25 protein-coding genes are annotated in these 26,200 nt (G+C 32.6%); 14 read left to right on the forward strand and 11 right to left on the reverse strand.

What is annotated here, in order from left to right; translation table 11 throughout:
• Positions 1-12: 12 nt before the first annotated feature.
• Genes ABD940_RS06135 through ABD940_RS06145 form a run of 3 tightly spaced genes read right to left on the reverse strand, consistent with a single transcriptional unit; the run spans position 13 to position 2,301 of the window.
• On the reverse strand, positions 13-624 hold the full coding sequence (locus ABD940_RS06135; RefSeq protein WP_345201083.1) for an inorganic pyrophosphatase: 612 nt from the start codon (positions 622-624) through the stop codon (positions 13-15).
• 22 nt (positions 625-646) lie between these two features.
• A complete protein-coding gene (locus ABD940_RS06140) occupies positions 647-1,159 on the reverse strand; it encodes a DUF7935 family protein (protein ID WP_345201085.1) in 513 nt (170 codons plus the stop codon).
• A gap of 38 nt (positions 1,160-1,197) precedes the next feature.
• Positions 1,198-2,301: a hypothetical protein gene (locus ABD940_RS06145; RefSeq protein ID WP_345201088.1), complete on the reverse strand. Its 1,104-nt coding sequence runs from the start codon at positions 2,299-2,301 to the stop codon at positions 1,198-1,200.
• A 134-nt stretch (positions 2,302-2,435) separates the two neighbouring features.
• Here ABD940_RS06145 and ABD940_RS06150 point away from each other — a divergent pair, with 134 nt between their 5' ends.
• Together ABD940_RS06150 and ABD940_RS06155 are read left to right on the forward strand one after the other, a co-directional pair.
• Positions 2,436-3,245, forward strand: a complete 810-nt coding sequence (locus ABD940_RS06150) for a hypothetical protein (protein WP_345201090.1) — start codon at positions 2,436-2,438, stop codon at positions 3,243-3,245.
• Positions 3,235-5,082: a S8 family peptidase gene (locus tag ABD940_RS06155; protein WP_345201093.1), complete on the forward strand. Its 1,848-nt coding sequence runs from the start codon at positions 3,235-3,237 to the stop codon at positions 5,080-5,082. Before ABD940_RS06150 ends, ABD940_RS06155 begins: the two co-directional genes overlap by 11 nt.
• Positions 5,083-5,137: 55 nt before the next feature.
• Here the strand turns inward: ABD940_RS06155 and ABD940_RS06160 are convergent, their stop codons facing one another.
• From ABD940_RS06160 to pdhA, 6 genes are all read right to left on the reverse strand, one after another.
• Complete coding sequence (locus tag ABD940_RS06160; RefSeq protein ID WP_345201096.1) at positions 5,138-6,031, reverse strand: hypothetical protein; 894 nt, start codon at positions 6,029-6,031, stop codon at positions 5,138-5,140.
• Entirely contained in the window at positions 6,028-6,705 is a 678-nt protein-coding gene (gene radC / locus ABD940_RS06165) for a RadC family protein (RefSeq protein ID WP_345201098.1), read from the reverse strand. The genes ABD940_RS06160 and radC overlap by 4 nt, the downstream gene beginning before the upstream one ends.
• 35 nt (positions 6,706-6,740) lie before the next feature.
• Positions 6,741-7,322: a murein L,D-transpeptidase catalytic domain-containing protein gene (locus tag ABD940_RS06170; RefSeq protein WP_345201101.1), complete on the reverse strand. Its 582-nt coding sequence runs from the start codon at positions 7,320-7,322 to the stop codon at positions 6,741-6,743.
• A gap of 11 nt (positions 7,323-7,333) precedes the next feature.
• On the reverse strand, positions 7,334-8,002 hold the full coding sequence (locus ABD940_RS06175; protein ID WP_345201103.1) for an ABC transporter ATP-binding protein: 669 nt from the start codon (positions 8,000-8,002) through the stop codon (positions 7,334-7,336).
• A gap of 322 nt (positions 8,003-8,324) precedes the next feature.
• Positions 8,325-9,929, reverse strand: a complete 1,605-nt coding sequence (locus ABD940_RS06180) for a 2-oxo acid dehydrogenase subunit E2 (protein WP_345201105.1) — start codon at positions 9,927-9,929, stop codon at positions 8,325-8,327.
• 83 nt (positions 9,930-10,012) lie between these two features.
• Positions 10,013-11,014 (reverse strand): pyruvate dehydrogenase (acetyl-transferring) E1 component subunit alpha, encoded by a 1,002-nt coding sequence (gene pdhA, locus ABD940_RS06185; protein WP_345201107.1) that lies wholly within the window; start codon positions 11,012-11,014, stop codon positions 10,013-10,015.
• A gap of 127 nt (positions 11,015-11,141) precedes the next feature.
• Between pdhA and ABD940_RS06190 the strand changes: the two genes are divergently transcribed.
• Both ABD940_RS06190 and ABD940_RS06195 read left to right on the forward strand, forming a co-directional pair.
• A complete protein-coding gene (locus tag ABD940_RS06190) occupies positions 11,142-11,744 on the forward strand; it encodes a phosphatase PAP2 family protein (protein WP_345201109.1) in 603 nt (200 codons plus the stop codon).
• A gap of 8 nt (positions 11,745-11,752) precedes the next feature.
• Complete coding sequence (locus tag ABD940_RS06195) at positions 11,753-12,226, forward strand: BlaI/MecI/CopY family transcriptional regulator (protein WP_345201111.1); 474 nt, start codon at positions 11,753-11,755, stop codon at positions 12,224-12,226.
• A 46-nt stretch (positions 12,227-12,272) separates the two neighbouring features.
• Here ABD940_RS06195 and ABD940_RS06200 read toward each other — a convergent pair whose 3' ends face one another.
• Both ABD940_RS06200 and ABD940_RS06205 read right to left on the reverse strand, forming a co-directional pair.
• The gene (locus ABD940_RS06200) at positions 12,273-13,016 is read right to left on the reverse strand and encodes a hypothetical protein (protein WP_345201113.1); all 744 of its coding nucleotides are present in this window, start codon (positions 13,014-13,016) and stop codon (positions 12,273-12,275) included.
• 138 nt (positions 13,017-13,154) lie between these two features.
• Positions 13,155-13,574 (reverse strand): RNA-binding regulator, encoded by a 420-nt coding sequence (locus ABD940_RS06205; protein WP_345201115.1) that lies wholly within the window; start codon positions 13,572-13,574, stop codon positions 13,155-13,157.
• A 487-nt stretch (positions 13,575-14,061) separates the two neighbouring features.
• Between ABD940_RS06205 and ABD940_RS06210 the strand changes: the two genes are divergently transcribed.
• From ABD940_RS06210 to ABD940_RS06255, 10 genes are all read left to right on the forward strand, one after another.
• On the forward strand, positions 14,062-14,457 hold the full coding sequence (locus tag ABD940_RS06210) for an acyl-CoA thioesterase (protein WP_345201117.1): 396 nt from the start codon (positions 14,062-14,064) through the stop codon (positions 14,455-14,457).
• Positions 14,454-15,014 carry a helix-turn-helix domain-containing protein gene (locus ABD940_RS06215; RefSeq protein WP_345201119.1) on the forward strand — a complete coding sequence of 187 codons (561 nt, stop codon included), beginning with the start codon at positions 14,454-14,456 and terminating at the stop codon, positions 15,012-15,014. Before ABD940_RS06210 ends, ABD940_RS06215 begins: the two co-directional genes overlap by 4 nt.
• Before the next feature lie 223 nt (positions 15,015-15,237).
• Positions 15,238-18,066, forward strand: a complete 2,829-nt coding sequence (locus ABD940_RS06220; RefSeq protein WP_345201121.1) for a heavy metal translocating P-type ATPase — start codon at positions 15,238-15,240, stop codon at positions 18,064-18,066.
• Positions 18,066-18,794: a DUF72 domain-containing protein gene (locus ABD940_RS06225; RefSeq protein WP_345201123.1), complete on the forward strand. Its 729-nt coding sequence runs from the start codon at positions 18,066-18,068 to the stop codon at positions 18,792-18,794. Before ABD940_RS06220 ends, ABD940_RS06225 begins: the two co-directional genes overlap by 1 nt.
• Positions 18,795-18,911: 117 nt before the next feature.
• Positions 18,912-19,778, forward strand: a complete 867-nt coding sequence (locus ABD940_RS06230; protein WP_345201125.1) for a polysaccharide deacetylase family protein — start codon at positions 18,912-18,914, stop codon at positions 19,776-19,778.
• Between the two features lie 199 nt (positions 19,779-19,977).
• Positions 19,978-20,637: a YggS family pyridoxal phosphate-dependent enzyme gene (locus tag ABD940_RS06235; RefSeq protein WP_345201127.1), complete on the forward strand. Its 660-nt coding sequence runs from the start codon at positions 19,978-19,980 to the stop codon at positions 20,635-20,637.
• Between the two features lie 139 nt (positions 20,638-20,776).
• Complete coding sequence (locus ABD940_RS06240; RefSeq protein WP_345201130.1) at positions 20,777-22,210, forward strand: hypothetical protein; 1,434 nt, start codon at positions 20,777-20,779, stop codon at positions 22,208-22,210.
• Positions 22,211-22,301: 91 nt separating this feature from the next.
• Complete coding sequence (locus ABD940_RS06245) at positions 22,302-23,213, forward strand: hypothetical protein (protein WP_345201132.1); 912 nt, start codon at positions 22,302-22,304, stop codon at positions 23,211-23,213.
• Between the two features lie 218 nt (positions 23,214-23,431).
• A complete protein-coding gene (locus ABD940_RS06250; RefSeq protein WP_345201134.1) occupies positions 23,432-24,616 on the forward strand; it encodes a sigma-54-dependent transcriptional regulator in 1,185 nt (394 codons plus the stop codon).
• Positions 24,617-24,709: 93 nt separating this feature from the next.
• Positions 24,710-26,101: an MATE family efflux transporter gene (locus ABD940_RS06255; RefSeq protein ID WP_345201136.1), complete on the forward strand. Its 1,392-nt coding sequence runs from the start codon at positions 24,710-24,712 to the stop codon at positions 26,099-26,101.
• Positions 26,102-26,200: the final 99 nt, after the last annotated feature.

A 26,200-nucleotide genomic window follows, 5' to 3' on the forward strand; every position in this document is an offset into this window, starting at 1 on the left:
ATTAAGAGAATATTATCCTCCGAATTTATCTGCATAATCCTGTTGAGAAGCTTTAATCACAATTTTTGCGTGCTCAGCTCCGTAAACCTCCTGAATTCTGCATTTTGCAGGCTCATCCGGTAAGTTTTTGTACGTTAGGAAATAGTGCATTAATCGTTTCACTTCTGCTTCTGGCAATTCTGAAATATCTCTGAAGTGTCCGAATGCATGATCGTCAACCATTACAGCAACAATTTTATCATCTGCTTCGCCTCCGTCGATCATTTTGAAACCTCCGATTGGAATAGCCTGCATCAATAATCCTCCTGAATGAATATTGTGAGAACTCAAAACACAGATATCAAGTGGATCATGATCTCCCATAGTAACGTCTGTAGCACCTCTTTCAATCGCTAATTTCATTACAGCCTCGTTACAGTAAGTTCTTGGAACAAAACCATATAACGCAGGAATGATGTTCGAAAATTTTTGAGGTCTGTCAACCTTTAAATATCCTGTTTCTTTATCTATTTCATATTTAATAGTGTCTGAAGGAACGATTTCAACGAAAACGTTTACAACATCTGGCGCATTTTCTCCTACAGAAATCCCGTGCCATGGATGCGCTTTAAAATTTGGAATCATTATTTAAATTTTTATTTTTTAGTTAAGCTATTATTAAAATTTCTTTTCTTAAGTCTTCAATTGTCATTGAAATATAATCTTCACTTTCAATATAATTCATCAGAAAAATGGTTTTAAACTCATCAAGAGTCGCAGTACCATTCAATCCTTCGTAGGTTTTGTGAAGCAGATCTATGACAGCATTTTTAGAATCAACAATATTTTTCCAAGAATTTTTCGTGATATAAAGCTGTTGCGAAGAATTATAATCAAATTCTTCATTGATCGACTTTTCCGTAAGAAATATAAACTCATGAGCGGCAAGACCTTTATCAAACCTTTGAATCAGATTTGAAGGTTTTATCCTGTCCATAAAAAGGGTCATTCTTTCATAAGACTGTGTCTTGTTTTCAGAATTGGATTTCATGGAAAGAAGTTTGATTTCCTGCTCTTTAAGTTTAATATAAGTAAATACAAATTGTCTCAGCAAAACCAGAAATGGAATCGCAATGATCAATGCAAAAGCATAGGGTAAATATTCTGAAAAATTTGTCATAATTTGAGAGAGCAAAATTACTGATAATTTTATAATTTTTATACAGTCTCGGCTAATATTTGTTTTTTAGAATTCTGATAGGCTATTAATGATAAAATTATAATTAAATAAAAGCCGACCATCATTCTGTTTACAAGACTTGGAAACATGATAAAACGAAGTGAAACACTCAGATAAACAGCAATATAAAGACTTAAAAAAATTAAGCTTTTTTTATTTCTTTTCATTATCAACTTATAATCTAAAATGATAATAATAAAAATTAATAATAACGGAAAATAAGATGTATTAAACTCAAACATCAATTTACCTTTTACGCAAGCCAGATATTCATGAAAATTAAAAGAATCCGGATTCGAAATAGGATAAAGCTGAACTTTAGTAAACTGATTCATAAACAAAACAGACCAAGGAATCTGATTGAAATATTGTATAATCCCGAAAGTCAGCGCAAAATATATAAATGAAAAAACGATTTCTTTTGTTTTAAATTTAAAATCTGTTCTGAAAACATATAGCAATATTGATAAAAAACTATAAAAAATAAAGTATTCCGGTCTTGTAAGGATACATAAAATCCCAAAAATGGCTGCAAAAAATAAATTTCTTTTCATTACTGCGTAATAAAAACTAAGCAATAAAAGTAAAGTCGATAAACCGTCGGGAGTTGCATGTCGGGAAGCATCTAAAAGAGGCTTGAAAAGTGATATTAAAATTGTTAAGGCAAAAGCTAAATAATTGTTTTTGAGCACTTTTAATAAAAAGCTGAAAATCAAGACAACAATTAAAACATAAGAAATAATCGTTATTAAAAAAGTAGATGTGGAAGCTTTAAACCCAAGCTTAAAAAAAACAGAGTTGATAAAATTGTACAATGGCTTTACGGTAAATAACTGAAGCTCTTCCTCATACATCTTAGGATTTTCGGATAAATTCTTATAATAACTGTTATCACCAATTGCTTCTTCTTTTCTTTCTGTGCTTATTTTTCCAATATCGGGATCTTTTTCTTTTAGTTCATCATATACCTTTTTATGAATTTCTTCAATTCCCATATCCGGAAAATTAGCTTTATACACTAATCCCATGTAAGCTTCTATATCAGCGTTGTAATATTGATGTGTGTATAAAAAATATGACATTAAGCATAAGTAAAATGATAACAGAAGCTTAACAATTGTTTTGTTTTTAATTAACATTTTATCATTGTTTTGTGATTTAAATTCTATAGCTTTACAAAACTATAACAAAATAAAAATATTTTAAACTATTAATCATGAAAAAAACGATTATTTTAGTTGCTCTTGCAATTAATGGTATTTCTATTGCTCAAACTTGGAATTTAAACGGAAATTCTGGAACAAATCCTACTACAGATTACCTTGGAACTTCAGACAACCAAGATTTAGTATTAAAAACAAGTAGTAAAGAAAGAGTGAGAATTAATTCTACTGGTCAAATAGGTATTGGCGCAGCTCCAAATTCAAATTTAGCAATCAATCTTCGTGGAAGTACTGAATTTGTATCAGAATCCACAGGAGATGGTTTTCATTTTTTTAGTGATGCTCAAAACATAGTAAAAGACGGTGATATTATGTGGCTTTCTCATAATCATTATCAAGGTAATGAGGTTGGAATTTTAACTCTTTCATCTCCTTCTTCCCCAACAGATTGGTCTACACCTAAGTTTTCAGTGAGAGCAAGCGGAAAAGTTTTAATTGGAGTAAATTGGAATAATATGGCACTTGCTTCATGCAGTGACTGTAATGATTACAAATTATTCGTAAGAGGAGGTATTAGAACTGAAAAAGTAAAAGTAGATGTAGCTGCTGCAAATGGTTGGGCAGATTATGTTTTTGAAAAAGAATATAAACTAATGCCATTAACGGAGTTGGAAAAGTTCATTAAAGAAAATAAACATTTACCAGAAGTCCCTTCTACTGATCAGGCAATAAAGGAAGGTATTGAGTTAAAAGAAATGAATATTCTTTTACTAAAGAAAGTTGAAGAACTTACACTATATGTAATTCAGCAACAAAAAGAGATTCAAGAACTTAAAAATACTGTTAAAAAAGATGAAAAATAAGATACTTCCACTATTATTATTGGCAGGATCATTTTCATTTGGACAGAATAAACTCTACTACGTTGAAATTCCGGACGAAAATAATGCTCCAAAATTAACAACTATTGATGGCAAAACTGTTATATCACATAATGATAAACAAGTAAAAGATATGCTTTCTAAATATGAAATCATAAAATTAGAAAAAGCTTTTCCTACATCAAAAACAGCTTATTTAAAAACAATTTATTTATTGGAAACAAAGAGTCCAGATTTAATTAATGATTTAAATAAGTATAAACAATATTTTCCATATACAGAAGAAACTTACAAAGGAGAAACACTTCTTTATACGCCGAACGATTATGATTTGATAGACCCTGTTTATCATCATAGAAACTTCGATCTGATAAATTTAAGAACTGCATGGGACTATAGTAAAGGTAATTCTAATTTTAATATTGGAATTTCTGATAGCGGTATTAATACTGCACATGAAGATTTACAAGGCAAAGTAACAATGCTTACGAATGTAAGTGACTGGCATGGAACTTCTGTTGCAGGAATCGCTGCTGCTGCCACAGATAACAATATCGGAATGGCAGGTATTGGCTTCAATTCAAAAGTATTATTTAAATATATGTATGATGGAGCTATGATGAATACTTTGCTTGTTTTGTCACAAAACGGAGCAAGAGTGGTGAATGCAAGCTGGTATAATTCATGTAGCTATAGTGCAATAGACCAGCTCGCTGTAGATGAAGTTCATCAAAACGGTACAGTTATCATTGTTGCTGCCGGAAATGGCGGAACTTGTGGCGGACCAGATAACTATGTTTATCCTGCAAGTTATAATCACGTTATAAGTGTTTCATCTGTAGGTTTTGCTAAAGTTGGGAATGTTGCCTGCTGTGGAAGTGGCGCAGGATTACCTTTCAATTGGGAAGACCGAGTTGGAATTGCTCCTGGTGTAAATAATGACAGACATCAGACTAACGATATGGTAGATTTAAGAGCTCCTGGATATGATGTTGTTTCTCTATTTGATCCAAATTACAATAATCAGGGAACAAAATATACTTTTATTTACGGAACATCTATCGCGGCTCCACAGGTTTCAGGGGTTGCAAGCTTAATGTTAACCGCAAATAGTTGTTTAAATACTGAAGAAGTTGAAACAATTTTGAAGCTTACTTCAGCTCGTTTAGATAATATTCTTGAAAACCAACCTTATTTAGGAAAACTTGGTGCGGGAAGAATTGATGCCGGAGAAGCTACAAAAATGGCTTGGCAGATGAATCCTGTAAACGGAGGAGAAGTTTTAATAAAAGACAGAAGCTTTGATAAATGGGATTTTGAACTGGTAAATTCTCCCGAATCTATAAGAATTCAAAATGAAAGCTTCACACAAAATGCAAATGTTAAATTTAAAGCTAAAAAAAGCATAACATTAGATGTAAATACAGTTTTGGAGCCGGGCGCAGGAAAAAGTCACTATTTTTATGTAGAAGATACCAATACTTGTTACAATTTTAATCCTGATCCAAATAAATCTGCAGATTCTGCTAAAAAGGCAGCAAAAGATAATTCTTCAAAAATCACAGAGATTAACAATGATGATATTAGTCTTTATCCAATTCCAGCTAAAGACAATCTATTCATCAAATCGAATAAAGATCTGAAAAATAGCACTGTTAAGATATTTGACATGAGCAACAGATTGGTATTCGAGAAAAATATGTCTATTACAAGCAGTACACCAATAGATATTTCAAACTTATTAAAAGGAATTTATTTTATTGACATTACTGATAGTAGTTCTAAATCCCACTACTATAAAAAGTTTATAAAACAATAAAATAGAACTATTTAGATAAAAGAACCGCTTCGTAAATTATGAAGCGATTCTTTTTTTATTTGAATTTTAAAGCTCTCTTTAAAATCTCTTTTTTAGAATTTAAAATTGCCGGATAGATTTCTAATTCCGGTCGAAATCCTCTGAAAAATTCTTCTATAGCGGGAACATCACTTCCTTCAAAATCAAAGATCTTATTTTGAATATTTTCAGAAATTAAGTAATCTATAATTACAGAAGAACCTGATAATTTAATATTTTCTCTGTCATTAAAAGTTCCCAAAAGCGCTAATGTTTTATCGTCGGTATAAACAGCAATAAGATTTATGATGGAATTATGATAGAAAAATGCTGTCAATTTTAAATGTTTAGCATTTTCAAAATCTGCAAATAGATCTAAAAATTTGTTTTTATCTTTTTCATTTTTCGCACCAATCAGATTTTCCGAAATGAATTCCAAAGCTTTTGATATCGTGACGTCTTTAACTTCAGAATTCTGCAAAACTTCTTCATCAAGCCGTAATTTTCTTTTACGTTTGGGTGAATATTTTTGTCTTACATTTTCATAATCATTGGGGTAAATAAGAAAATTCTGTCTTTGATTTAACTGTTTTGAAAAATTATTCTTTGCATTAAAGGCATAATACCAAATATTATAATTATTCTCAAAAAAGGTTAGAAACAAATCATTTATTGTAAGACTATCTTTATTGGAAAAAACACCCAATTGCTGACAAAGTTTAGGATTAATGACAAGCTTATATCCAAATTTCTTTACAAATGGAACAGGCATTACCGCTTCATAATTATTATAAATCAACAATTCCCATTGTTTTCCTGAAGTAATATCCAAAAAATCCCTAGTTGCAGAATATTTTCTTTGTTCAGAATTTTCTAAACATTCTCTATATTTTTCGAAATCAATTTCATTATATTTCAATCTTCTAATCATAATAATCCCTCGTCTGATAAACTAAAATATGAATTCTGTGTAATGATCAAATGATCCAAAAGATGAATACTCAACATTTTCCCCGCTTCTTTTATCTTTTGAGTAATATCGATATCTTCCCTACTCGGTTTTAAATTTCCAGATGGATGATTGTGTGCGATGATAATTCCTGTTGAATAATGATCCAAAGCAGTTTTAAATAAAATTCTTACATCAACAATAGATTGATTAATTCCGCCTTGTGTTAGTTGGGCAAGATGAATAACCTTGTTACTCTGATTCAGGAAAATTGCCCAAAATTCTTCCGTTCTCAGGTCCGATAAATGATTTTTGAATATTTGATATGCTCCGTTACTATTAGAAATAACAGGTTTTTCCGGAACTTCCTGACTAGATCTTCTTCTTCCAATTTCCAAAGCCGTCGCAATAGATATCGCTTTTACTTCTCCCACTCCTTTGAATTTCATTAAATCTTTAATGGAAAGTAAGCTTAATTGATTCCAGTTATTATTCACCGAAGCCAAAATTTTTCTTGCCAATTCTATCGCTGTTTCATCCCTATTTCCGCTTCCCATGATAATTGCAAGCAATTCAGAATCAGAAAGCGAATTTTTACCTTTTGATAAAAACTTTTCTCTCGGTCTGTCATCTTCAGCAAGAAATTTAATAGACATATTTAGGCAGCAGGAATTAGATTTTAAATAATATTTTAATAAAAAGCGTATAAAATGATCGGTTGTTTTGACTGATCGATATATTTTGCAGTTGCATTAAATGCATTTTTCGAAAGCATCGGACAACCAAAACTTAAACAGGCAGGATATGCAGATTCGTTATCCGGAATACAATAATACGAATGAAGCACGATAGCTCTGGATCTCGCATTACTGTTTGTTCCATCCAAACCATCTAAACGATAAGCTTTTCCGAACTTCCCGGAATAACTTTCCCGAATTTCATATTTTCCTAAAGATGACTGATGGGAACCATCAACATTACTAAACTGCAAAGTTTCTGAATTTTTAACCACAGAACCGTCTCCATGTGCAACAATGGCTTTTTGTAATATTTTATCATTCTTCAAATCATAAACGAAATACCTATACTTTCCAGAATGAACTTTAAAATTGATAAAAACAGCCAAATCCTGGTTATAGTTCTTTCCCTTTAAATAATTTTTGATTTCTTGAACTTTCGACTTTGGTAAATAATCAACAGCGTTTGTTGCCTGAGATTCAACTTTTGAACAGGAAATTAAAAAAAAGAATAAAAAAATAAAGTGTTTCATCATTTGCAGGGAATTTATTCGATAATCATTCCGTCTTTCATGACTAATTTTCGGTCGGTAATCTCTGCAAGATTCGGATTGTGTGTAACGATTACAAAAGTCTGGTTGTATTTATCCCTTAGATCAAAAAATAATCTGTGAAGATCGTCTGCATTTTTTGAATCTAAATTTCCTGTCGGTTCGTCTGCAAAAATGATTTTCGGAGAGTTGATTAAAGCTCTTGCCACCGCTACTCTTTGCGCTTCTCCTCCCGATAATTGGTTGGGTTTATGATGCAGTCTTTGCTCGATTTTTAAGTCTTCAAATAAAGCATAAGCCTTTTCAATAGCTTCTTTTTCATTCGCTCCTGCAATTTTCGTTGGCAATAAAACGTTTTCCACAGCCGTAAATTCCGGCAATAGCTGATGAAACTGAAATACAAAACCAATATTCTGGTTTCTGAATTTAGAAAGCTGTTTATCATTCATATTGATAAAAGATTCTCCTGCAATTTCGATTTCGGTATCAAATTTGTTGGAAGTTGTAGGCTGATCCAAAGTTCCCAAGATCTGTAAAAGCGTAGATTTTCCTGCTCCGGACTCTCCGACAATTGAAACCACCTCTCCCGTTTTGATATGAATATCAACACCTTTTAATACTTCTAAATTCCCATAAAACTTATGGATATTCGTTGCTTTAATCATACCTCAAAAATAGTGAATTGATTTGAAATATTGAATAGTTTTAAAATGAATTGTGAAGAGTCATTTTTCTCTATTGGTCAATTTTTACAGTTAATAGATTTTTAAATATTGCTTACAAATTATTTTTTAGGAGCTATTTCCAGCTATCCACTTTTACTCCTCGCTCCAAAGCTTTTGCCGCTCTTGCTGTGGGGTAACCGTTCCTATCTGGGCTAGGAACTTGCGACTGTTATCAATAAAATACCTAAAAAATTTCCATAGAGATGAAAAAAAAACGCTCCTCATAATGAGAAGCGTTTTAATATTTTCAAAACTTAGAAAATTACAGTAACAAAGTTAAAGGACTTTCTAAATATGTTTTTAAAGTTTGTAAGAATTGAGCACCAGTAGCACCATCTACAACTCTGTGATCACAAGCTAACGAAAGCTTCATGATATTTCCAACTACGATCTGACCGTTTTTAACAATCGGCTTCTCAATAATTGCTCCTACTGAAAGGATTGCAGAGTTTGGTTGGTTGATGATACTTGTAAACGTTTCAATTCCGAACATCCCTAAGTTTGAGATAGAGAATGTAGAACCTTCCATTTCGTTAGCTTTAAGACCTTTAGACTTCGCTCTTCCAGCCATATCTTTTACAGCAGCAGAAATCTGAGTATAACTCATCTGATCTGTATTCTTAAGAACAGGAACTACCAATCCGTCAGGAATCGCAACCGCTACTCCAACATTGATATTTCCTCTGTGAATAATCTTATCTCCCGCCCAGCTTGAATTAACTTGCGGATGTTTTCTTAAAGCAATCGCAGTCGCCTTAATAATCATATCATTGAAAGAAATTTTTGTATCCGGTAAAGAATTGATCTCTTTTCTAGCCTCAATTGCTTTATCCATGTTGATTTCCACCATCAGATAATAGTGAGGAGCTGAGAATTTACTTTCAGAAAGACGTTTTGCAATAATATTTCTTACCTGTGAATTCGGAGTTTCTGTATCTTCACCTTGTACAAAGCTTAATGCAACCTGAGCTGCTGCAGGACTTGCACTTGGAGTTGAAGCCACCGATTTCTCAGATGGCTGATAATTTTCAATATCTTTTTTAACGATTCTTCCGTTTTCACCAGAACCTTGTACAGAACTGATATCAACACCTTTATCCTGAGCCATTTTCTTCGCCAATGGAGAAATTGCAACTCTGTCTGAAGATGAAGTATTTGCAGCCGGAGCAGCTTTTTCTTCTGCTTTAGCTTCAGTTTTTTGTTCCGCAGGTTTTTCTGATGATGAAGCCGCCGCTTTCGGAGCACCAACTGTAGAAATATCTGTTCCTTCAGGTCCGATAATTGCCAAAACTGAATCAACAGGAGCAGCACCACCTTCTTCAACACCCTGCTTCAACAATACTCCGTTAAATTCAGATTCAAAATCCTGAACCGCTTTATCTGTTTCGATCTCAGCAAGAAGATCTCCTTCTTTTACTGTATCTCCAACATTTTTGTGCCATTTAGCTACCTTACCTTCTGTCATTGTATCAGAAAGTCTTGGCATTGTAATTACTTCTACTCCTGCAGGAACTTCCGTAGAAGTCTGTTCTGGAGCAGCAGTATTAGTTTCTGCTTTAGGCTCTTCTTTTTTATCTTCAGTTGCAGTGGGAGCAGAAGCCCCACCTGTTAATCCTGAAATATCTTCTCCTTCATTACCGATAATTGCCAAAACAGAATCTACAGCAGCTGCACCTCCTTCTTCTACACCTACGTATAAAAGCGTTCCTTCTACTTCAGATTCGAAATCCTGAACAGCTTTGTCAGTTTCAATTTCAGCTAAAATATCTCCTTCTTTTACTTTATCGCCTACTTTTTTATGCCATTTTGCCACTTTACCTTCCGTCATTGTATCGGAAAGACGTGGCATTGTAATTACTTCTGCCATAATTTATATTGATTTGAGATTTGAAATTCGAGATTTGAGATTAGGGAAACTCAAATACAAATATCAAATTAATTATTAATTTTTTAGTTTTCTAATTTATCTAAGAACGGATAGTTTTCCTGAGCATATACGTACTCATAGATTTTCTCTGGATCCGGATACGGAGAGTTTTCCATAAATTCGATACATTCTTCAACAAAATCTCTTGATTTGTTATCTGTAGCTTCCAATTCCTCTTCAGTAGCCCAATTATTAGCCAAAATTCTAGCTTTGATTAATTCGATCGGATCATCATTTTTGTGGATAGCTACTTCTTCCTTAGATCTGTAAGGTTCAGCATCAGACATAGAGTGACCTCTGAAACGGTATGTTCTTGCCTCAATGAAAGTTGGTCCGTCCCCTCTTCTTGCTCTTTCAATAGCTTCATAAGCAGCTTCAGCCACTTTTTCAGGATCCATTGCATCTACTGCAAGACAAGGCATTTCGTATCCTAAACCTAATTTATAGATATCTTCGTGGTTAGCTGTTCTTTTAACAGAAGTTCCCATTGCATATTGATTGTTCTCAACAACAAAAATCACCGGTAATTTCCAGTTCATTGCCATGTTAAACGTTTCATGTAATGATCCCTGTCTAGCCGCTCCATCTCCGAAAAAGCAGATATTTACCGCTTTTCTGTCATAATACTGATCAGCGAAAGCAATCCCGGCTCCTAAAGGAATCTGACCTCCTACAATACCGTGACCTCCGTAAAATCTATGTTCTTTGCTGAAAATGTGCATAGATCCACCCATACCTCCTGAAGTACCTGTAGCTTTACCACAAAGTTCTGCCATGATTCTTTTTGGATCTACTCCCATCGCCATTGGATGGATGTGACATCTGTAAGCAGTGATCATACTATCTTTAGTTAAATCCATTGCATGCGTAAAACCAGCAGGAATAGCTTCCTGACCGTTATACAAATGTAAAAAACCTCTGATTTTTTGTTTTAGATAAAGAGAACGGCATTTGTCTTCAAACCTTCTCCACATTGTCATATCTTCATACCACTTCAGGTATACCTCTTTAGAAAATTCTTTCATGTGTTGAGCTCTTGCTTATTTATTATGAAATAGTTGAGCAAAATTATAAAAAAAACTTTGTTTTTATTGTATACATACCTATTGTTTTTTTAGTTATAGTATTATATTTACATTATCAAACATGATTATGGAAGAAAAACAGCCTTTATTTATACATAAAATCTCAAAAATTATATCAGATTTTTTCAATCCTTTACTTTCTCTGTTTATATTTTTCGTTTATATGAGTGTTTTGAAGTATACTTTAAAGGATTCACTTTCTTATTTCCTTCCTATACTGTTATTGATTATTGCTCCGGTAATTATCTGGTTGGTCTGGAATGTGAAAACCGGAAGATATACAAATATGGATGTATCCAATCGTGTGCAGAGAAAGACGTTATATATTTTTATAGCAGCCTGTGTTATTGCTTATATTGCTTATAATTATTTTAAGAACGGATATATTGATTTTGTCATGTTGTTCATTTTAATATTACTTTTTGCTTTACAGATAAGTAATTTTTTCATTAAAAGTTCCATGCATACAGCTTTCAATATATTTGTTGCAGCTTTATTTTTTGCTTTAAATCCAATGATGGGATTCGTTTGGCTGGGAATTGCAATTTTGGTGGGGATCACAAGAATAATTTTGAAAAGACATACTCCAAAAGAAGTGTTCATGGGAGCTGCAATTGCTTTTATGGTATCTTTTCTTTATCTTTATTGCAATATTCAATTTCAACATTAAGAGTTAATATGAAAATAAATCATCTCACATCTGCGGAAGAAAACTTAATGAGACTTTTTTGGAAGCTGGAATCCTTTTATTTAAAGGACATTATGGAACAACATCCCGAGCCGAAGCCTCACCAAAACACCGTTTCTACTTATTTAAAAATATTAGTTGAAAAAGGATATCTATCTACAGAAAAAGAAGGCAGAATCTTTAGATATAATGTTCTTGTCCCTTTTGAAGAATACAGAAAATTTTTATTAAAAGAACTTTCACACAATTTTTTTCATAATTCAGGAAAAGAAATTTTGAGTTTTTTAATTCATGAAAAATTAATTTCTCAGGAAGATATGAAAGATCTTAATCTGAATATTGAGATAAAACCATTTAAAGTAAAAGAAGAATTCGAATATGCCAACGAAGTCTTAAATCCTAAAAAAGATAAAAAGAAGGATAAAGACAAGAAAAAGAAGAAGAAAAAAGATCAGGAAAAATAAAAGCACTACTTTTTGTAATGCTTTTATTTTTTCAGTAATCATAATATTATCTCTGAGTTTCTGAACTCCAAACTGGAGAATTATTTTGATAAATTACCAGATTTCCATCATTTTGAACTGTTAACTTTGTTGCGCCTCTGTTTGCTGTATTTGTTGCCCAAATAGCTCTGTTATAAGAATCATATACTACAAAATTACCATCTTTCTGGAACTGAGCTTTACTACCTCTATTATCTGTAAATGAACTCCAAATCGGATCACCGTTATTTTTTGCTAAAACAAGATTTCCATCATCTTGAAGTGATAAATAGTAAGCACGGTTAGAAGAATATAATTTAATACCTCTACGAAATGTATAGCCTAAATTGACAGAAGAATTTCCAGATCCAGAATCATTTCCATTATTAGCATTATCTGCATTAGAAGACCATATAGAGTTTGTTCGTGTATAAATAACAAGATTACCATCATCTTGAATAGCCAATTTATCTGCACGTCTTCCACTGGTATTTGTACTAAATACAACATTATTTCTTTGACCATAAACTACCAAATTTCCATCATCCTGAAAAGAAGCTTTAACTCCTCTTCCCGAAGTTCTAGAATTCCAAAGCTGGTTTTCGGTTCTAGCATACATAACCAGATTACCGTCATTCTGAAAAATCAGATAAAATTGATTATTAGCTGACCAATATTTTTTATTAACTTCTATATTTTGCCCATTGTAGATATTCTGTGCGAAAAACAATCCACTAAAAGACATCAGCAATACCAATAAATATTTTTTCATTTTAATTATTTTTTAATTGGTTTTAAATTTTCTAAAATTATGCCAAAAGATAATAAATCTTCTTTATAAATATTAAGTAAATGATATGCTGTGAATTAATTTACATAAAAAAAGCGGCTCAAAAGCCGCTTATATTTTTTACCAACGTTTTCCGCCGCCGTTACCACCGCGATCTCCACCGCCGCTGTAACCACCGCCACCGCTTCTGTTACCTCCACCGTAGCCACCGCCACCGCTTCTGTTACCTCCGCCGTAACCACCGCCGCCGCCTCTGTTGCCGCCGCCGTTGTTACCACCGAAAGTTCTTCTTGGCTTCTCCTCTCTTGGTTTAGCTTCTGAAACGTTAAGTTCTTTTCCGTTGAATTCTTTTTGATTAAGAGCTTCAATAGCCTGCTGTCCTTCAGCGTCCTCCATTTCGACAAATCCGAAACCTCTAGAACGACCAGTTTCTTTATCTGTAATGATTTTTACAGAAGAAACTTCTCCAAATTCTGAAAATAGATCTTGCAACTCATAATCTTTAGTTGCGTAGTTGATGTTTGAAACAAAAATGTTCATCTTGATTAAATAAAATTAAAATAAGTTAACGATGATTTGGTTTATAAAAGAAAAACAACATAAAGAATGAACAAATATTGATTCCAGATATAAGACAGGTGCAAGATACGATTATTAATTTCATATCAAAGCTTTTTTTGAAAATATTTTGATAAAATTTTCAATTAAAATATTATTTCGTTAAAAAGTATTAATTCATCATGAAATATTTATGAATATTTACTAAAAATAGCCGTTTCAATAAATATTTACAATTTTACATTACAGAAATACGAATTATGCATTGTTAATCGGATTATCTTTAACTTTATATGAACTAAAACATTTTTTAAATTACAATTCTCTATTAATATTAATGGTATAAATAAATCCATCACTTTAAAAGAAAAATAATCGAGAATATAAATAATTCTCTTCAGATAACTGAATCCAATTCTTTTGATAAAGCCAGTTTTTAACGTTAAATTTGCACTACAAAATTTCAAATATGAACTATCACACTAGAAAATGGGTAAAACCTGAAGATTTAAATCCCAATCAATCACTTTTTGGAGGAAGATTATTGCAGTGGATCGATGAAGAAGCAGCTTTGTATGCAGTAATTCAGCTAGAAAATAAAAAAGTAGTTACAAAATTTATATCAGAAATCAATTTCGTAAGTTCTGCAAAACAGGGCGACATTATAGAAATCGGCATTGAAGTTTCGGCTTTCGGCTCCACTTCTCTTACTTTAAAATGTGATGTTCGAAATAAAATGACCCACCAAACAATCATTACTGTTGACAGAATTGTAATGGTAAATCTTGACCAGGATGGAAATCCAGCTCCTCACGGAAAAACAAAAGTAGAGTTTGTAAAAGACAGATTAAATAATCAATTATGAAAATCTTTGTAAAAAATATGGTCTGCGGCAGGTGTATTTCTGCAGTTGAAAATATTTTTAATGATCTGAATATTAAGATTAAAAACATTGATCTCGGAGAAGTTGAAACAGAATCAGAAGTTTCAGAAAAAGACCTACAATTTTTAGAAGAATTATTGCAAAAGACTGGTTTTGAACGAATAAAAGATTCTGCACATCAATTGATCGAGAAAATCAAAAACCTAATTATTGTAAAAATCAGCGACCTTGATATTGATGAAAATTTTCTTTTATCAGAATTTCTAAGTTCAAACTTAAATAAAGATTACAGCACGCTTTCAAAAACTTTTTCTCAAAACGAAAATATTACTCTGGAACAATTTTTCATTCTTCAAAAAATTGAAAAAGTAAAAGAACTGCTTTTATATAATGAATTCACCTTAACGGAAATTGCCGGAAAATTGGGCTACAAAAGTGTTCAGCATCTTTCATCGCAATTCAGAAACAGCACTGGTTTCACTCCCACTGAATTCAAGAAATTGAAAATTCACAACAGAAAGCCCCTTGATAAGGTTTAATCGAGTAAGAATATTTTGAATTTCAAATCTTACAAATGCTTATATTTTAAATTAATGATAAAGCACGTGTAAAATCTAAGATAAAAAATAAATGTATTCTCCAAGAAACTTAAATCTCTAGACTTTTCTACCAAAACCTGACAGAATTCTATAAACATTCCCCTGAAATTTATAACATGTTTCCATTTGCATTTTGGAAATTTGTATCATAAATTAAAGGATCATGGACAAACAATATAAAATCCTCGGAATGACTTGTTCAGGCTGTCAGAAAAAAATCACTGAGAAACTGAATAATATCGACGGAATAAAGGCTGATATTAATCTTGAAAACAGCACAGCAACCATCACCTCTGAGGAAAATATAGAATTAAATATTTTAAATAAAGCTTTAGAAGAAATCGGAAATTATAAACTGGAAGATCCAAATAATTCTGAAAAAGCCTTCATTAAGCCTCAAGACAGAGTTTCTCCATCGTCAGTATATTATTGTCCAATGGAATGCGAAGGCGATAAAGTCTATTTTCAACAAGGAAAAAGATGCCCAACCTGCAATATGTATTTGGTTCCGATCGAGGAAAAGCACGCAAAAGATCCGAATTTTAAACCTACTTATTCCTCAACAAACGTACTTGAAACTTTCAAAGACAATATCGGAAAATACTATTGCCCAATGTTCTGTGAAGGCGATAAAATTTATTCCGAAAAAAGTGATTGCCCTGTTTGCAATATGCATTTGGAGGAAATTACTGAAGATTTAGTTAAAAATTCTACCTATCATTCACACGATCACAATCATCATCACGAAACACCGAAAGTTACCGATGAAATGGCAGGAAAATATTATTGCCCAATGTATTGTGAAGGCGATAAAGTTTATGACAGCAATGTCGGTTGTCCTGTTTGCGGAATGGATCTAGTGAAATATCCCGAGAAAAAAGCAGCACAATATACTTGTCCGATGCATCCTGAAATTATTCAGAACGAGCCGGGAAATTGCCCGATCTGCGGAATGGATTTAGTAAGGATGCCCGATAAAAATGAGGAGGAAGATGAAACGTATACTATTTTAAAAAGAAAATTCATTATTTCTTTAGCATTTACAATTCCTGTTTTCGTTCTTTCGATGGGCGGAATGTTTATTAATTTTCCTTTTTCTCATCAAATTCAGGGGATTTTTGAATTGATTTTAACGCTTCCCGTTCTTTTTTATTCAGGATGGTTTTTGATGAAAAGAGGTTTCATTTCTTTCAAAACATGGAATTTAAACATGTTCAGTTTAATCGTTTTAGGAGTTTCTGCTGCATTTATTTTCAGTATTGTTTCTTTAATTTTCCCAGATATTATTCCTCATGAAATCCGTGGTCACAATCATGAAGTTCCTTCTTATTTTGAAGCCGTTTGTGTGATTTTAACATTGGTTATTTTAGGACAATTAATGGAAGCTGCCGCTCATAAAAAAACAGGAAATGCCATTCGGGAATTAATGAATCTTTCGCCAGATGAAGCCAATCTTATCATTAATGGAGAAGAAAAAAAGGTATTACTTTCTCAAGTTAAAATCGGAGATCTCTTGAAAGTAAAACCAGGCGAAAAAATCCCTGTTGACGGAAAAATTACAGAAGGAAATTCTATCGTTGACGAAAGTATGATCACAGGTGAGCCGATTCCCGTTGAAAAAAATATTGATGATAAAGTTTCTTCAGGAACTATCAATGGCAATCAGGTTTTCATCATGAAAGCTGAAAAAGTAGGTGATGAAACTTTACTTTCCCAAATCATCAAAATGGTCAACGAAGCCAGTCGCAGCAAAGCTCCAATTCAGAAGTTAACGGATAAGGTGGCAAAAGTATTTGTTCCGACAGTCATTTTGATTGCTGTTTTAACATCTATTTTATGGCAATTTTTTGGTCCGGAAGGTCAAAAAACCTTATTCGCTTTTGTGAATGCGGTTGCGGTTCTCATTGTAGCTTGTCCATGTGCTTTAGGTTTGGCAACACCGATGTCTTTGATGGTCGGAATTGGAAAAGGTGCCAAAAACGGTATCTTAATTAAAAATGCCGAATCCCTTGAACAAATGAATAAAGTAAACGTTGTAATTACCGACAAAACAGGAACTTTAACGGAAGGAAAACCATCTATAGAACACATTGAAACTATTAATAATGACCAACATTTGATTCTAAAACTAGCTTATTCTTTAAATCAAAATTCAGAACATCCGTTATCAAATGCGGTCATTAAAAAAGCAAAAGATGAAAATATTTCTTCAGAAAAAGCAGATCAATTTGAAAATATTTCAGGGAAAGGTGTGAAAGGAAATATTAATGGAAAAACAGTTTATCTTGGAAATGAAAGTTTATTGACCTCAAATCAAATTTCAATTCCTGACAATCTACAGCAGAAAGCAATTGAAATTCAGTCAAAAGCACACACGATTTCTTATGTTGCTCAAGAAAATGAAGTATTGGGATTCATCAGTTTTACTGATAAAATTAAGGAAAGTTCCAAAAAAGCAGTTCAACAGCTTCTAGGTGAAGGTATTGACATCATCATGATGACCGGAGATAACGAACATACTGCAAAAGCTGTTGCACATGAATTGGGAATCAAGCACTACAAAGCAAATTGTCATCCTGAAGATAAATTAAATGAAGTCAAAAAACTACAACAACAAGGAAAAATCGTAGCTATGACCGGCGATGGGATCAACGACTCTCCTGCCCTTGCGCAAGCCAATATCGGAATTGCAATGGGAACCGGAACCGACGTTGCAATCGAAAGCGCAGAAATCACCTTATTAAAAGGAGATCTTCTGGGAGTTGCCAAAGCAAAATTATTAAGCGAAAAACTATTGAAAAATATTAAGGAAAATCTGTTTTTTGCTTTTATATACAACGTTTTAGGCGTTCCGATTGCGGCAGGATTATTGTATCCATTTTTCGGAATTCTTTTATCACCGATGATTGCAGCTGCAGCGATGAGCTTCAGTTCCTTATCTGTGATTTTAAATTCATTGCGATTGAATTCTGTGGATTTAAATAAAAAATAATGAAAAAAGAAAGTCTTTATATTGGCTGTTCAGGGTTTTACAATAACGATTGGAAAGGATCATTGTATCCTGAAGATGCGAAAAGTAAAGATTTTCTTACATTATATTCTAAAGAATTTAATGCTGTAGAGATCAATTCAACTTTTTATAGAAAACCGACAGCAAAAACATTACTAAAATGGTTTGATGAAACTCCCGCTGATTTTAGATTTTTCATTAAAATTCCAAAAACAATTTCTCACGAAAAACGATTGGAAAACTGCAAAGAAGAAATTTCAGAATTCTGCAATCATATTGAGTCTAATTTAAAAGAAAAACTCTCTGGTTTTCTGTATCAGTTTCCGCCTTCTTTTAAAAAATTGCAGGAAAATATTGATTTAATTCTTAATAATATTGACTTTAATTATTTAAATGTTATAGAATTCCGTCATGAATCTTGGTGGAGAAATGAGATTTTTAATCTTTTAAAGGAAAATAATATTGTTTTTTCCGGCGTAAGTTTTCCCGGAAACCTTTCTGAAGATGTAATTATCAATCATCCTGAAATTTTATATTACAGACTTCATGGGAAACCTATTTTATACAAATCGGAATACAGTGAGGAATTTCTTAATATTTTAGCTGAAAAAATTAAAAAATCACAACATAAAACATTTATCTTTTTTAATAACACTTGGGGAACTTCAGCTATTAAAAACGCTTTATATTTAAAGGAAATTTTGGGATAAAAATATTTTATTAAAATAAGCTTAAAAAGTAAAATTTCAATAAAATTTGGCGTAATTTTTGTTAAGAATAATTTGGAAAAATTAACAATTTTTAACAACTAAATTCCATTAAATTTTATGACAAAAACTTTTGCGGAAAAGTCTAGAAACAAGACTTTTCTTGGGATGTTTGCATTGGTGAGTGCAACTTCGATCTTATTCAACAGCTGTAATCAAAAAAAAGACAAAAAAGAATCTGAAAAACTGATTCCCAAAGACCATCCCGTCGCAAAAATTGTCCCAAAAATTGATGATGAAAATGTTCCTGCAGATAAAAGAGTAATCTATCTGACTTTCGATGACGGTCCCAATCGCGGTACTGAAAATCTTCTGAAAATATTACACAAAAGAAACATCTGTGCAACTGCTTTTTTGGTCGGAAAACACGCCTATGGAAGCAAAAAACAACAGGAAGATCTTGAACTTTTAAGAAAAGATCAATTGGTAGAACTTGCCAATCACAGTTTTACTCATGCTCATAACAAATACACAGATTTTTACAAAAATCCGATCGGTGTTGTTCAGGATTTCGATGCTGCGAAAGACAGCTTGAAATTGTACGATAAAATTGCAAGAACTCCGGGAAGAAATATCTGGAGGCTCAATAATATCACAGTAACCGATCTTAAAAGTTCAACCGAAGCCGCAAACAGCCTAAAAAAAGCAGGTTATAAAGTAATAGGTTGGGATCTTGAATGGAAACCAACCAATAAAATGGAACTGAAGGGAAATCATCAAGCCATGCTTAAAAAAGTTGACAGTATCTTTTTTAATGACCTTGAAAAAACTTCAAGACATCTTGTTTTTCTTACTCACGATCAATATTTAACAGATACAGATTCTGTAAATGAATTGGATTTATTTATTGAAAAACTACAGAAAACCAATCGTTTTGTTTTTAGGAAAATCTCTGAATATCCGAAAATTAACGAAGTTTTGAATTAATTCTAAAATACATTTTATACATTGTGTTTGTCATTCTGACCGAAACGAAATGGAGTGAAGAATCTCTAATAATATAGCTTAGATTCTTCCTTCGTCAGAATGACAGGCACACTGTTTTTAAACTCAAAATCCGAATCTCTCATTTAAAAAAATCAGCATTCATTAGTTTTTTGCCTTTAAAATTCAGAAATTTGTAATTATGAGTATTCAGGAAAATTACAACGACATAAAAAATCAGCTTCCTTCTAATGTACAATTGGTTGCTGTTTCAAAAACACATCCTGTTTCTGCGATTCAGGAGGTTTACAATTTAGGACAAAGAGTTTTTGGTGAAAATAAAGTGCAGGAAGTAATAGAGAAATACACTCTTCTTCCGAAAGATATCGAGTGGCATTTAATCGGACATTTACAGACAAATAAAGTAAAATATATTGCTGAATTTGTTGATACTATTCAGAGTGTAGATTCTGAAAAATTAATCAAAGAAATTGATAAAGAAGCATCAAAACACAGCCGTATAATTAAAGTTTTGCTTCAGGTAAAAATTGCGGAAGAAGAAAGTAAATTCGGATTGGAAATAAATGAAGCAAAAGATTTGTTTGAACAATATCTAAGCGGAAAATTTCAGAATATCGAAATTACAGGTTTAATGGGAATGGCAACTTTCACTGAAGATAAAGATCAAGTTAAGAAAGAATTTCTAGTCCTGAAAAATCTTTTTGATGAATTAAATCAATTAAAAAAGCTTGAAACATTATCTATGGGAATGAGTGACGATTTCCCTATCGCCATCGAATGTGGAGCGAACTCTGTGCGAGTAGGATCTGCAATTTTTGGCAGAAGAGATTATTCTGCATAGAATTTTAGCAAGAGCCCTGTGAGAGAATTTCACTATTCAAAATAGCATATTAATGAATCTTTACTTGCAATAATACAGAACTATTTTTTGGGATAAATCCTAAGAAACAGTTCACTTTAATGATAAAATCAACTAAACCATGACGATCGAACAAAAAGAAAAACTAGAGAACATTTTTGAAATTATAAAAGATCAACTTGAACCAGGGATAGAATATTATACTTACGAAACCAATAGAACCAGGCAATCATTTTATAAAATCACTGATGGAAGGATAGATAATGATGTTCCGGAAGTTATTCATTGGAAGAATCAAAGAGAAAATCTAAAAGGAACGGATCTTAATATTCTCAAGACTGTTTATGAAACTGATGAAGATTTAGAACCAGGTAAAATGAACTTTTTTACATTGTCTAAAGAAAAAGGGTTTACCAATAAAGCTGTTGACACCAAATTAATTGTTGAACTGATGAAACTTGCACTTCTTAGTGATATTGATCTGGGTTCAGGCAGAAAGGAAGAAAGTTTCATTAAGGTTATTCCGGGTAAAAATCCTGATAAACTAAACTTAGACATTTTTACGAAAATTTATGATGCAAATGGCGGAATCAGGGATTCTGAATTTGCAGAAGTTGAAAAATATCTTGACTGTCTGAATCATGGATTAGACAAAAAATTGGAAATGGTATATACTTTCGCTTCCGAAACAAACGTTTATATACAGACAGTTCCCGAAATTCCAGGATTAACACAATTATATGCACCCATTGAAGATTTATCTCTTGATGCATCAGATACCGAAAAAGTATATGAATTTTTAGAATCTTGGAGTGATGCTAAAATTGCCAAAGCCATTGAAATAGTTAATGCCAATCCGGATTTAAAAGCTGACATTGAAAAACGTTATCTGAATCTCATCAAATTGCGTGTAGGAGAAAATGCAGGCTTAGAATCTTTTGCAAAGGCGAGTCTCATACGCAAAGAATTTAATCTGTTAAATGGAAAACACTTTGATAAGAATTTCATTTCATTATCATATTTTAAAGAAGAAGAATGTCAGCTTGTTGTGGATTTCATTGGAAGTCTGGTTCTGAATCATTTGGATATTAATCAATTTAAAAATAAAGCAGAATCGGCTGAAACAGAATCAGATTTAATAAAAATATATTCAGATGCAGCGGAGATGGTAAAAAAAGGAATTCTTGAGGAAGCTGAGAAAAATCCGGAAGGCTGGTTCAGTAAGCTGAGTGTAAAATTTGCCAATCTTAGAGTAAAAGATGTAATGTTTGAAAAGACAAGTTTTGAAATTCCAAATTCTCCACAGCTGAAAGCATTTATCTTTTATTTAGGAATGAATAATAAAGGATCTGTTTATTTGGATGTATTCCAATCTTACATGAAAGAGCTCACCGAATTTTTCTGGTTTTTGCCGTCCGTTCCTCAATCTTCTTGGGGAGATACTTCACTTGCTCTTCCTGAATATACTTTGAGATTTGAGCGTACGGTTACTTACAAATTAGGAGATGGTAAACGTTGGAAAAGCAAAATTTTCCCTGAAAAGACAGCAAAATAAAGCATTCATTTTTTATGGCTAAAAAAACTCTAAATAAGTTTATTTTAAATCTAATCTCAACTAAAATCATTAAAAAATCAAATTCAACAATATGAGTAAAGCAGAATTATGGGCAGAATCCTATTTTCAGCGTTTAAATAAAACCCTTGAAGAGCTGAACAAGCATTCATTAATCAATCATCTTACCTGTATGCAGTTTGAAGGTATTACGGATGAAGAGATCCTAAAAACGGAGACTGAACTTTTAGAACTTCTAAAGTCTAATGCAGAAGACAATGGAACGGCTGTACCCTCTTCATTTAAATTTGATGAATACATGAAAGCCTTTTATAAGATCAGTAACGGACTTCATATTTCCTGGGATTCCCACATTTTGCAATCATCATTAACCGAAAGTGAAATACTTACATCTGCAGCAGCAGAAAAATTTAAGGTAGCTTATGATGATCTGCTACAGGCAGAAGGTTTCTTGTCTTTATTACCATTAAAAAATTTAATTTCCTACAGCGGAATGAATATTTACGGCGATCCGACAGATTCACGTTTCGGGCAGGAAATAAGAAACCAAGGCGGTCATTTTACTTATCTTGACTTTTATTACTTTTACAATGATACGTGTATCGTTCTGAATGATCAGGATAATTCGGGTTTATTATACCATGGAGATGATCACAGTGCTCATTATGATTCGGATAAAGTCTCTGATTTTGTAATTTACATGGAATATCTTTTAGCAACCCGTTTTTCAGTCTTTTTGCGCCATACAGCTTTTCACAATATTGATACTATTGATGATTTCCGTAAGAATAATTATGAAGATATTGCAGACAAAATTCATCATGAAAACCAATATGCCGATATTGATGACATTCTGAAATATCATGCTCTCGATGAAAATTTACTGGAAAAATTTGGTGATCTGGAGTATTTACAATCCAAACCGGAGGAGATTTACCGCATAATTGAAGACCTTTTGGAAATAGTGTTAGAAGATGAATTATAGAATTCTGATGATCAAATAAAAAAATAAACAGTTTTAGTAAACTGTTTATTTTTTTATTATTAGAACGGGAATGAGTGACGATGACCTTCTTATCGCCATCAAATATTTAGCAAACTTGTGGTAGGAGCAACAATTTTGGGAAGATGAGATTATTCCAAATAGTTGATTTAGGTACAGTTTTTGCTAATAATTCAATCAAAAAATCTAAATTTGCAACTATGCAAAAAATCCTTATTGTAGAAGACGAAAAAGCAATCTCAGGAGTACTTCACAGTATTCTTTCTGACGAACTAACTGACTATGAATTTGTTATCGCCGAAGACGGACTTGAAGGTTACAAGCAGGTAGAAAAAGAAGATTTCGCGCTTGTGATTTCCGACATTAAAATGCCTAAACTTTCCGGAACTGAACTTTTAAAACAAAGTTTAGCTTTAAAGCCGGAATCCACTTTCATTATGATTTCCGGACACGCGGATATAGATTCGGCAGTATCTTGCTTAAGAGATGGTGCATACGATTTTATTTCCAAGCCAATTGATATTAACCGCTTAATTACCAGCGTAAAAAATGCTTTGGCTAAGGAAACCCTGAAAAAAGAAAACAAAAATCTTCAGACAGAAAATAAAACGTTAAAGAGAAAAGTTAACAAAAAGTACCAAATGATCGGTGAATCAGCAGGTTTGCAAAAGATTCAGGATATGATCGTAAAGGTAGCGGTTTCCGATGCAAGAGTTTTAATCACAGGTCCGAATGGAGCCGGAAAAGAACTGGTTGCTCATGCCATTCACAATCAAAGTGACAGAGCAAGAGGTCCTATGATTGAGGTAAACTGCGCCGCTATTCCTTCTGAACTTATTGAATCTGAACTTTTTGGACACGTAAAAGGTTCTTTTACAGGTGCGATTAAAGATAAACAAGGTAAATTTGAACAGGCAAACGGAGGTACAATTTTCTTAGATGAGATCGGAGATATGAGCTTAATTGCTCAGGCAAAGGTTTTGAGAGCATTACAGGAAAGCAAAGTTTCTCCTGTAGGAAGCGATAAAGAAATTAAGGTTGATGTAAGAGTTCTTGCTGCAACCAACAAAAATATGCAGAAGGAAATCGAAGCCGGAAGATTCAGAGAAGATCTTTACCACAGACTTTCTGTGATCGAAATCTACGTTCCGCCATTGGATGAGAGAAAAGAAGATATTAAATTGCTGGTAGAACATTTTTCAGGTATGATTGCCGATGAACACGGTACTGCAGTAAAAAAATTCGATGATAAGGCGGTTGATGCTTTAAAAGCACTTTCTTGGACAGGAAATATCAGAGAATTAAGAAACGTTGTCGAAAGGCTGATCATTTTAGGAGGAAACACTGTTTCTGCCGAAGACGTTGCAAGTTTTGTAAGGAAATAATGTAATTATTACTTTAAATAAATTATGAAAATTGCAGTATCATTTGTTACTGCAATTTTTTTTGTACTAAAACTATATGAATTTTAAACTATTATGAACTTTTTAAATAAAAACTATACGAAAGAATGCCTTACTCTGGCTCTTCCCGTCATGTTGACGCAGGTAGGACAAGCTTCTGTAAACCTTTTTGATAATATTATTGTAGGACAATTATTAGGTCCGGATGCTCTAGCTTCAGTAGCTTTAGGAAATGCCATATTTTTTGCCGTTTTTGTTTTAGCATTAGGATTTTCATTTGCTATTCCACCATTAGTTTCGAATGCGCATTCTAAAAATGACCATAAAACTATTAATTCTGTTTTCAGTCATGGATTTGTTATCAACATAACAGTGGGAATTATTTTAATGGGTGTCTTACTTTTAGGACTTCCTCTACTATATAAATCTGGTCAGCCAATGAAAATTATTCCAGATACGGTGGATTTTTTAGGAATTATGGCGATCAGTATTGTTCCGTTTATGGCTTTTCAAACGTTGAGAGAAGTTTCGGAAGGACTTTCTTACACCATTGGAGTGACAAAAGCAACGATTATTGCAAATGTGATCAATATCGTTTTAAACTATGTCTTCATTAAAGGACTTTGGATTTTTCCTGAAATGGGTGTGAAAGGTTCTGCTCTTGCAGGTTTAATTGCTCGTATTTTTATGTTTGTTTTTCTTTATATTGTTTTATTAAAAGATGCTAAAACAAAACGTTATATTAAAGATTTCACTTTAAAATTTAGCATTTTTTCTAAAAAAATGTTTGAGAAAATTATTCGTTTAGGATTTCCTACCGCAATGCAAATGTTTTTTGAAGTTACAGCTTTTGCCGGTGCTACATTTATTTGTGGTATTACTTTCACGAGTGATCCTGTTGCACAGCAGATCGCATCTCATCAAATTGCGTCTCATCAAATTGCGTTGAGTATGGCTTCATTTACTTTTAATTTATGTATCGGTTTCAGTGTTGCATCAACAATAATGATTGGAAGAAAACTTGGTGAACAAAATTTTATAGAACTTAGAAAAATAGGAATTAATAATTTAAAAATAGCTTTTCTATTCATGTTATTCTGTGGAATAGTTTTTATCCTCGGAAGAGAAGTTCTACCAGGAATTTTCGCTGAAAATAAAGAAGTTGAAGTTCTTCAATTGGCTTCAAAATTAATAATTATTGCTGCATTATTCCAATTATCAGACGGAATCCAGGTAACAGCTTTGGGTATGTTGAGAGGTTTACAAGATGTGAAAATTCCTTCTATTTATACTTTCATTGCGTATTGGGTGATTACAATTCCTTTAGGATATTTTCTTTGTGTAACGATGAAAATGGGAGCTTTCGGAATGTGGATCGCTTTAGGATTGGGATTGACGGTTTCTGCAGTGATGCTCGTCAAACGATTTTTAAATATGTCTGCAAAGAGAATTAAGCAGAATTTATAATATTAAAGCGATCTTTTGGATCGCTTTTTTTTTATATAAAATTTTCTATCAGGTCATTGCGAGGAGCGAAGCGACGAAGCAATCTTTTTAATTATATTA

The sequence above is a fragment of the Chryseobacterium ginsengisoli genome (assembly GCF_039542325.1).
Taxonomy (GTDB): domain Bacteria; phylum Bacteroidota; class Bacteroidia; order Flavobacteriales; family Weeksellaceae; genus Chryseobacterium; species Chryseobacterium ginsengisoli.

Coding starts and splice junctions, on each gene's coding strand:
- ABD940_RS06135 (WP_345201083.1), bottom strand. CDS start 624: ATGATTCCAAATTTTAAAGCGCATCCATGGCACGGGATTTCTGTAGGA.
- ABD940_RS06140 (WP_345201085.1), bottom strand. CDS start 1,159: ATGACAAATTTTTCAGAATATTTACCCTATGCTTTTGCATTGATCATT.
- ABD940_RS06145 (WP_345201088.1), bottom strand. CDS start 2,301: ATGTCATATTTTTTATACACACATCAATATTACAACGCTGATATAGAA.
- ABD940_RS06150 (WP_345201090.1), top strand. CDS start 2,436: ATGAAAAAAACGATTATTTTAGTTGCTCTTGCAATTAATGGTATTTCT.
- ABD940_RS06155 (WP_345201093.1), top strand. CDS start 3,235: ATGAAAAATAAGATACTTCCACTATTATTATTGGCAGGATCATTTTCA.
- ABD940_RS06160 (WP_345201096.1), bottom strand. CDS start 6,031: ATGATTAGAAGATTGAAATATAATGAAATTGATTTCGAAAAATATAGA.
- radC (WP_345201098.1), bottom strand. CDS start 6,705: ATGTCTATTAAATTTCTTGCTGAAGATGACAGACCGAGAGAAAAGTTT.
- ABD940_RS06170 (WP_345201101.1), bottom strand. CDS start 7,322: ATGATGAAACACTTTATTTTTTTATTCTTTTTTTTAATTTCCTGTTCA.
- ABD940_RS06175 (WP_345201103.1), bottom strand. CDS start 8,002: ATGATTAAAGCAACGAATATCCATAAGTTTTATGGGAATTTAGAAGTA.
- ABD940_RS06180 (WP_345201105.1), bottom strand. CDS start 9,929: ATGGCAGAAGTAATTACAATGCCACGTCTTTCCGATACAATGACGGAA.
- pdhA (WP_345201107.1), bottom strand. CDS start 11,014: ATGAAAGAATTTTCTAAAGAGGTATACCTGAAGTGGTATGAAGATATG.
- ABD940_RS06190 (WP_345201109.1), top strand. CDS start 11,142: ATGGAAGAAAAACAGCCTTTATTTATACATAAAATCTCAAAAATTATA.
- ABD940_RS06195 (WP_345201111.1), top strand. CDS start 11,753: ATGAAAATAAATCATCTCACATCTGCGGAAGAAAACTTAATGAGACTT.
- ABD940_RS06200 (WP_345201113.1), bottom strand. CDS start 13,016: ATGAAAAAATATTTATTGGTATTGCTGATGTCTTTTAGTGGATTGTTT.
- ABD940_RS06205 (WP_345201115.1), bottom strand. CDS start 13,574: ATGAACATTTTTGTTTCAAACATCAACTACGCAACTAAAGATTATGAG.
- ABD940_RS06210 (WP_345201117.1), top strand. CDS start 14,062: ATGAACTATCACACTAGAAAATGGGTAAAACCTGAAGATTTAAATCCC.
- ABD940_RS06215 (WP_345201119.1), top strand. CDS start 14,454: ATGAAAATCTTTGTAAAAAATATGGTCTGCGGCAGGTGTATTTCTGCA.
- ABD940_RS06220 (WP_345201121.1), top strand. CDS start 15,238: ATGGACAAACAATATAAAATCCTCGGAATGACTTGTTCAGGCTGTCAG.
- ABD940_RS06225 (WP_345201123.1), top strand. CDS start 18,066: ATGAAAAAAGAAAGTCTTTATATTGGCTGTTCAGGGTTTTACAATAAC.
- ABD940_RS06230 (WP_345201125.1), top strand. CDS start 18,912: ATGACAAAAACTTTTGCGGAAAAGTCTAGAAACAAGACTTTTCTTGGG.
- ABD940_RS06235 (WP_345201127.1), top strand. CDS start 19,978: ATGAGTATTCAGGAAAATTACAACGACATAAAAAATCAGCTTCCTTCT.
- ABD940_RS06240 (WP_345201130.1), top strand. CDS start 20,777: ATGACGATCGAACAAAAAGAAAAACTAGAGAACATTTTTGAAATTATA.
- ABD940_RS06245 (WP_345201132.1), top strand. CDS start 22,302: ATGAGTAAAGCAGAATTATGGGCAGAATCCTATTTTCAGCGTTTAAAT.
- ABD940_RS06250 (WP_345201134.1), top strand. CDS start 23,432: ATGCAAAAAATCCTTATTGTAGAAGACGAAAAAGCAATCTCAGGAGTA.
- ABD940_RS06255 (WP_345201136.1), top strand. CDS start 24,710: ATGAACTTTTTAAATAAAAACTATACGAAAGAATGCCTTACTCTGGCT.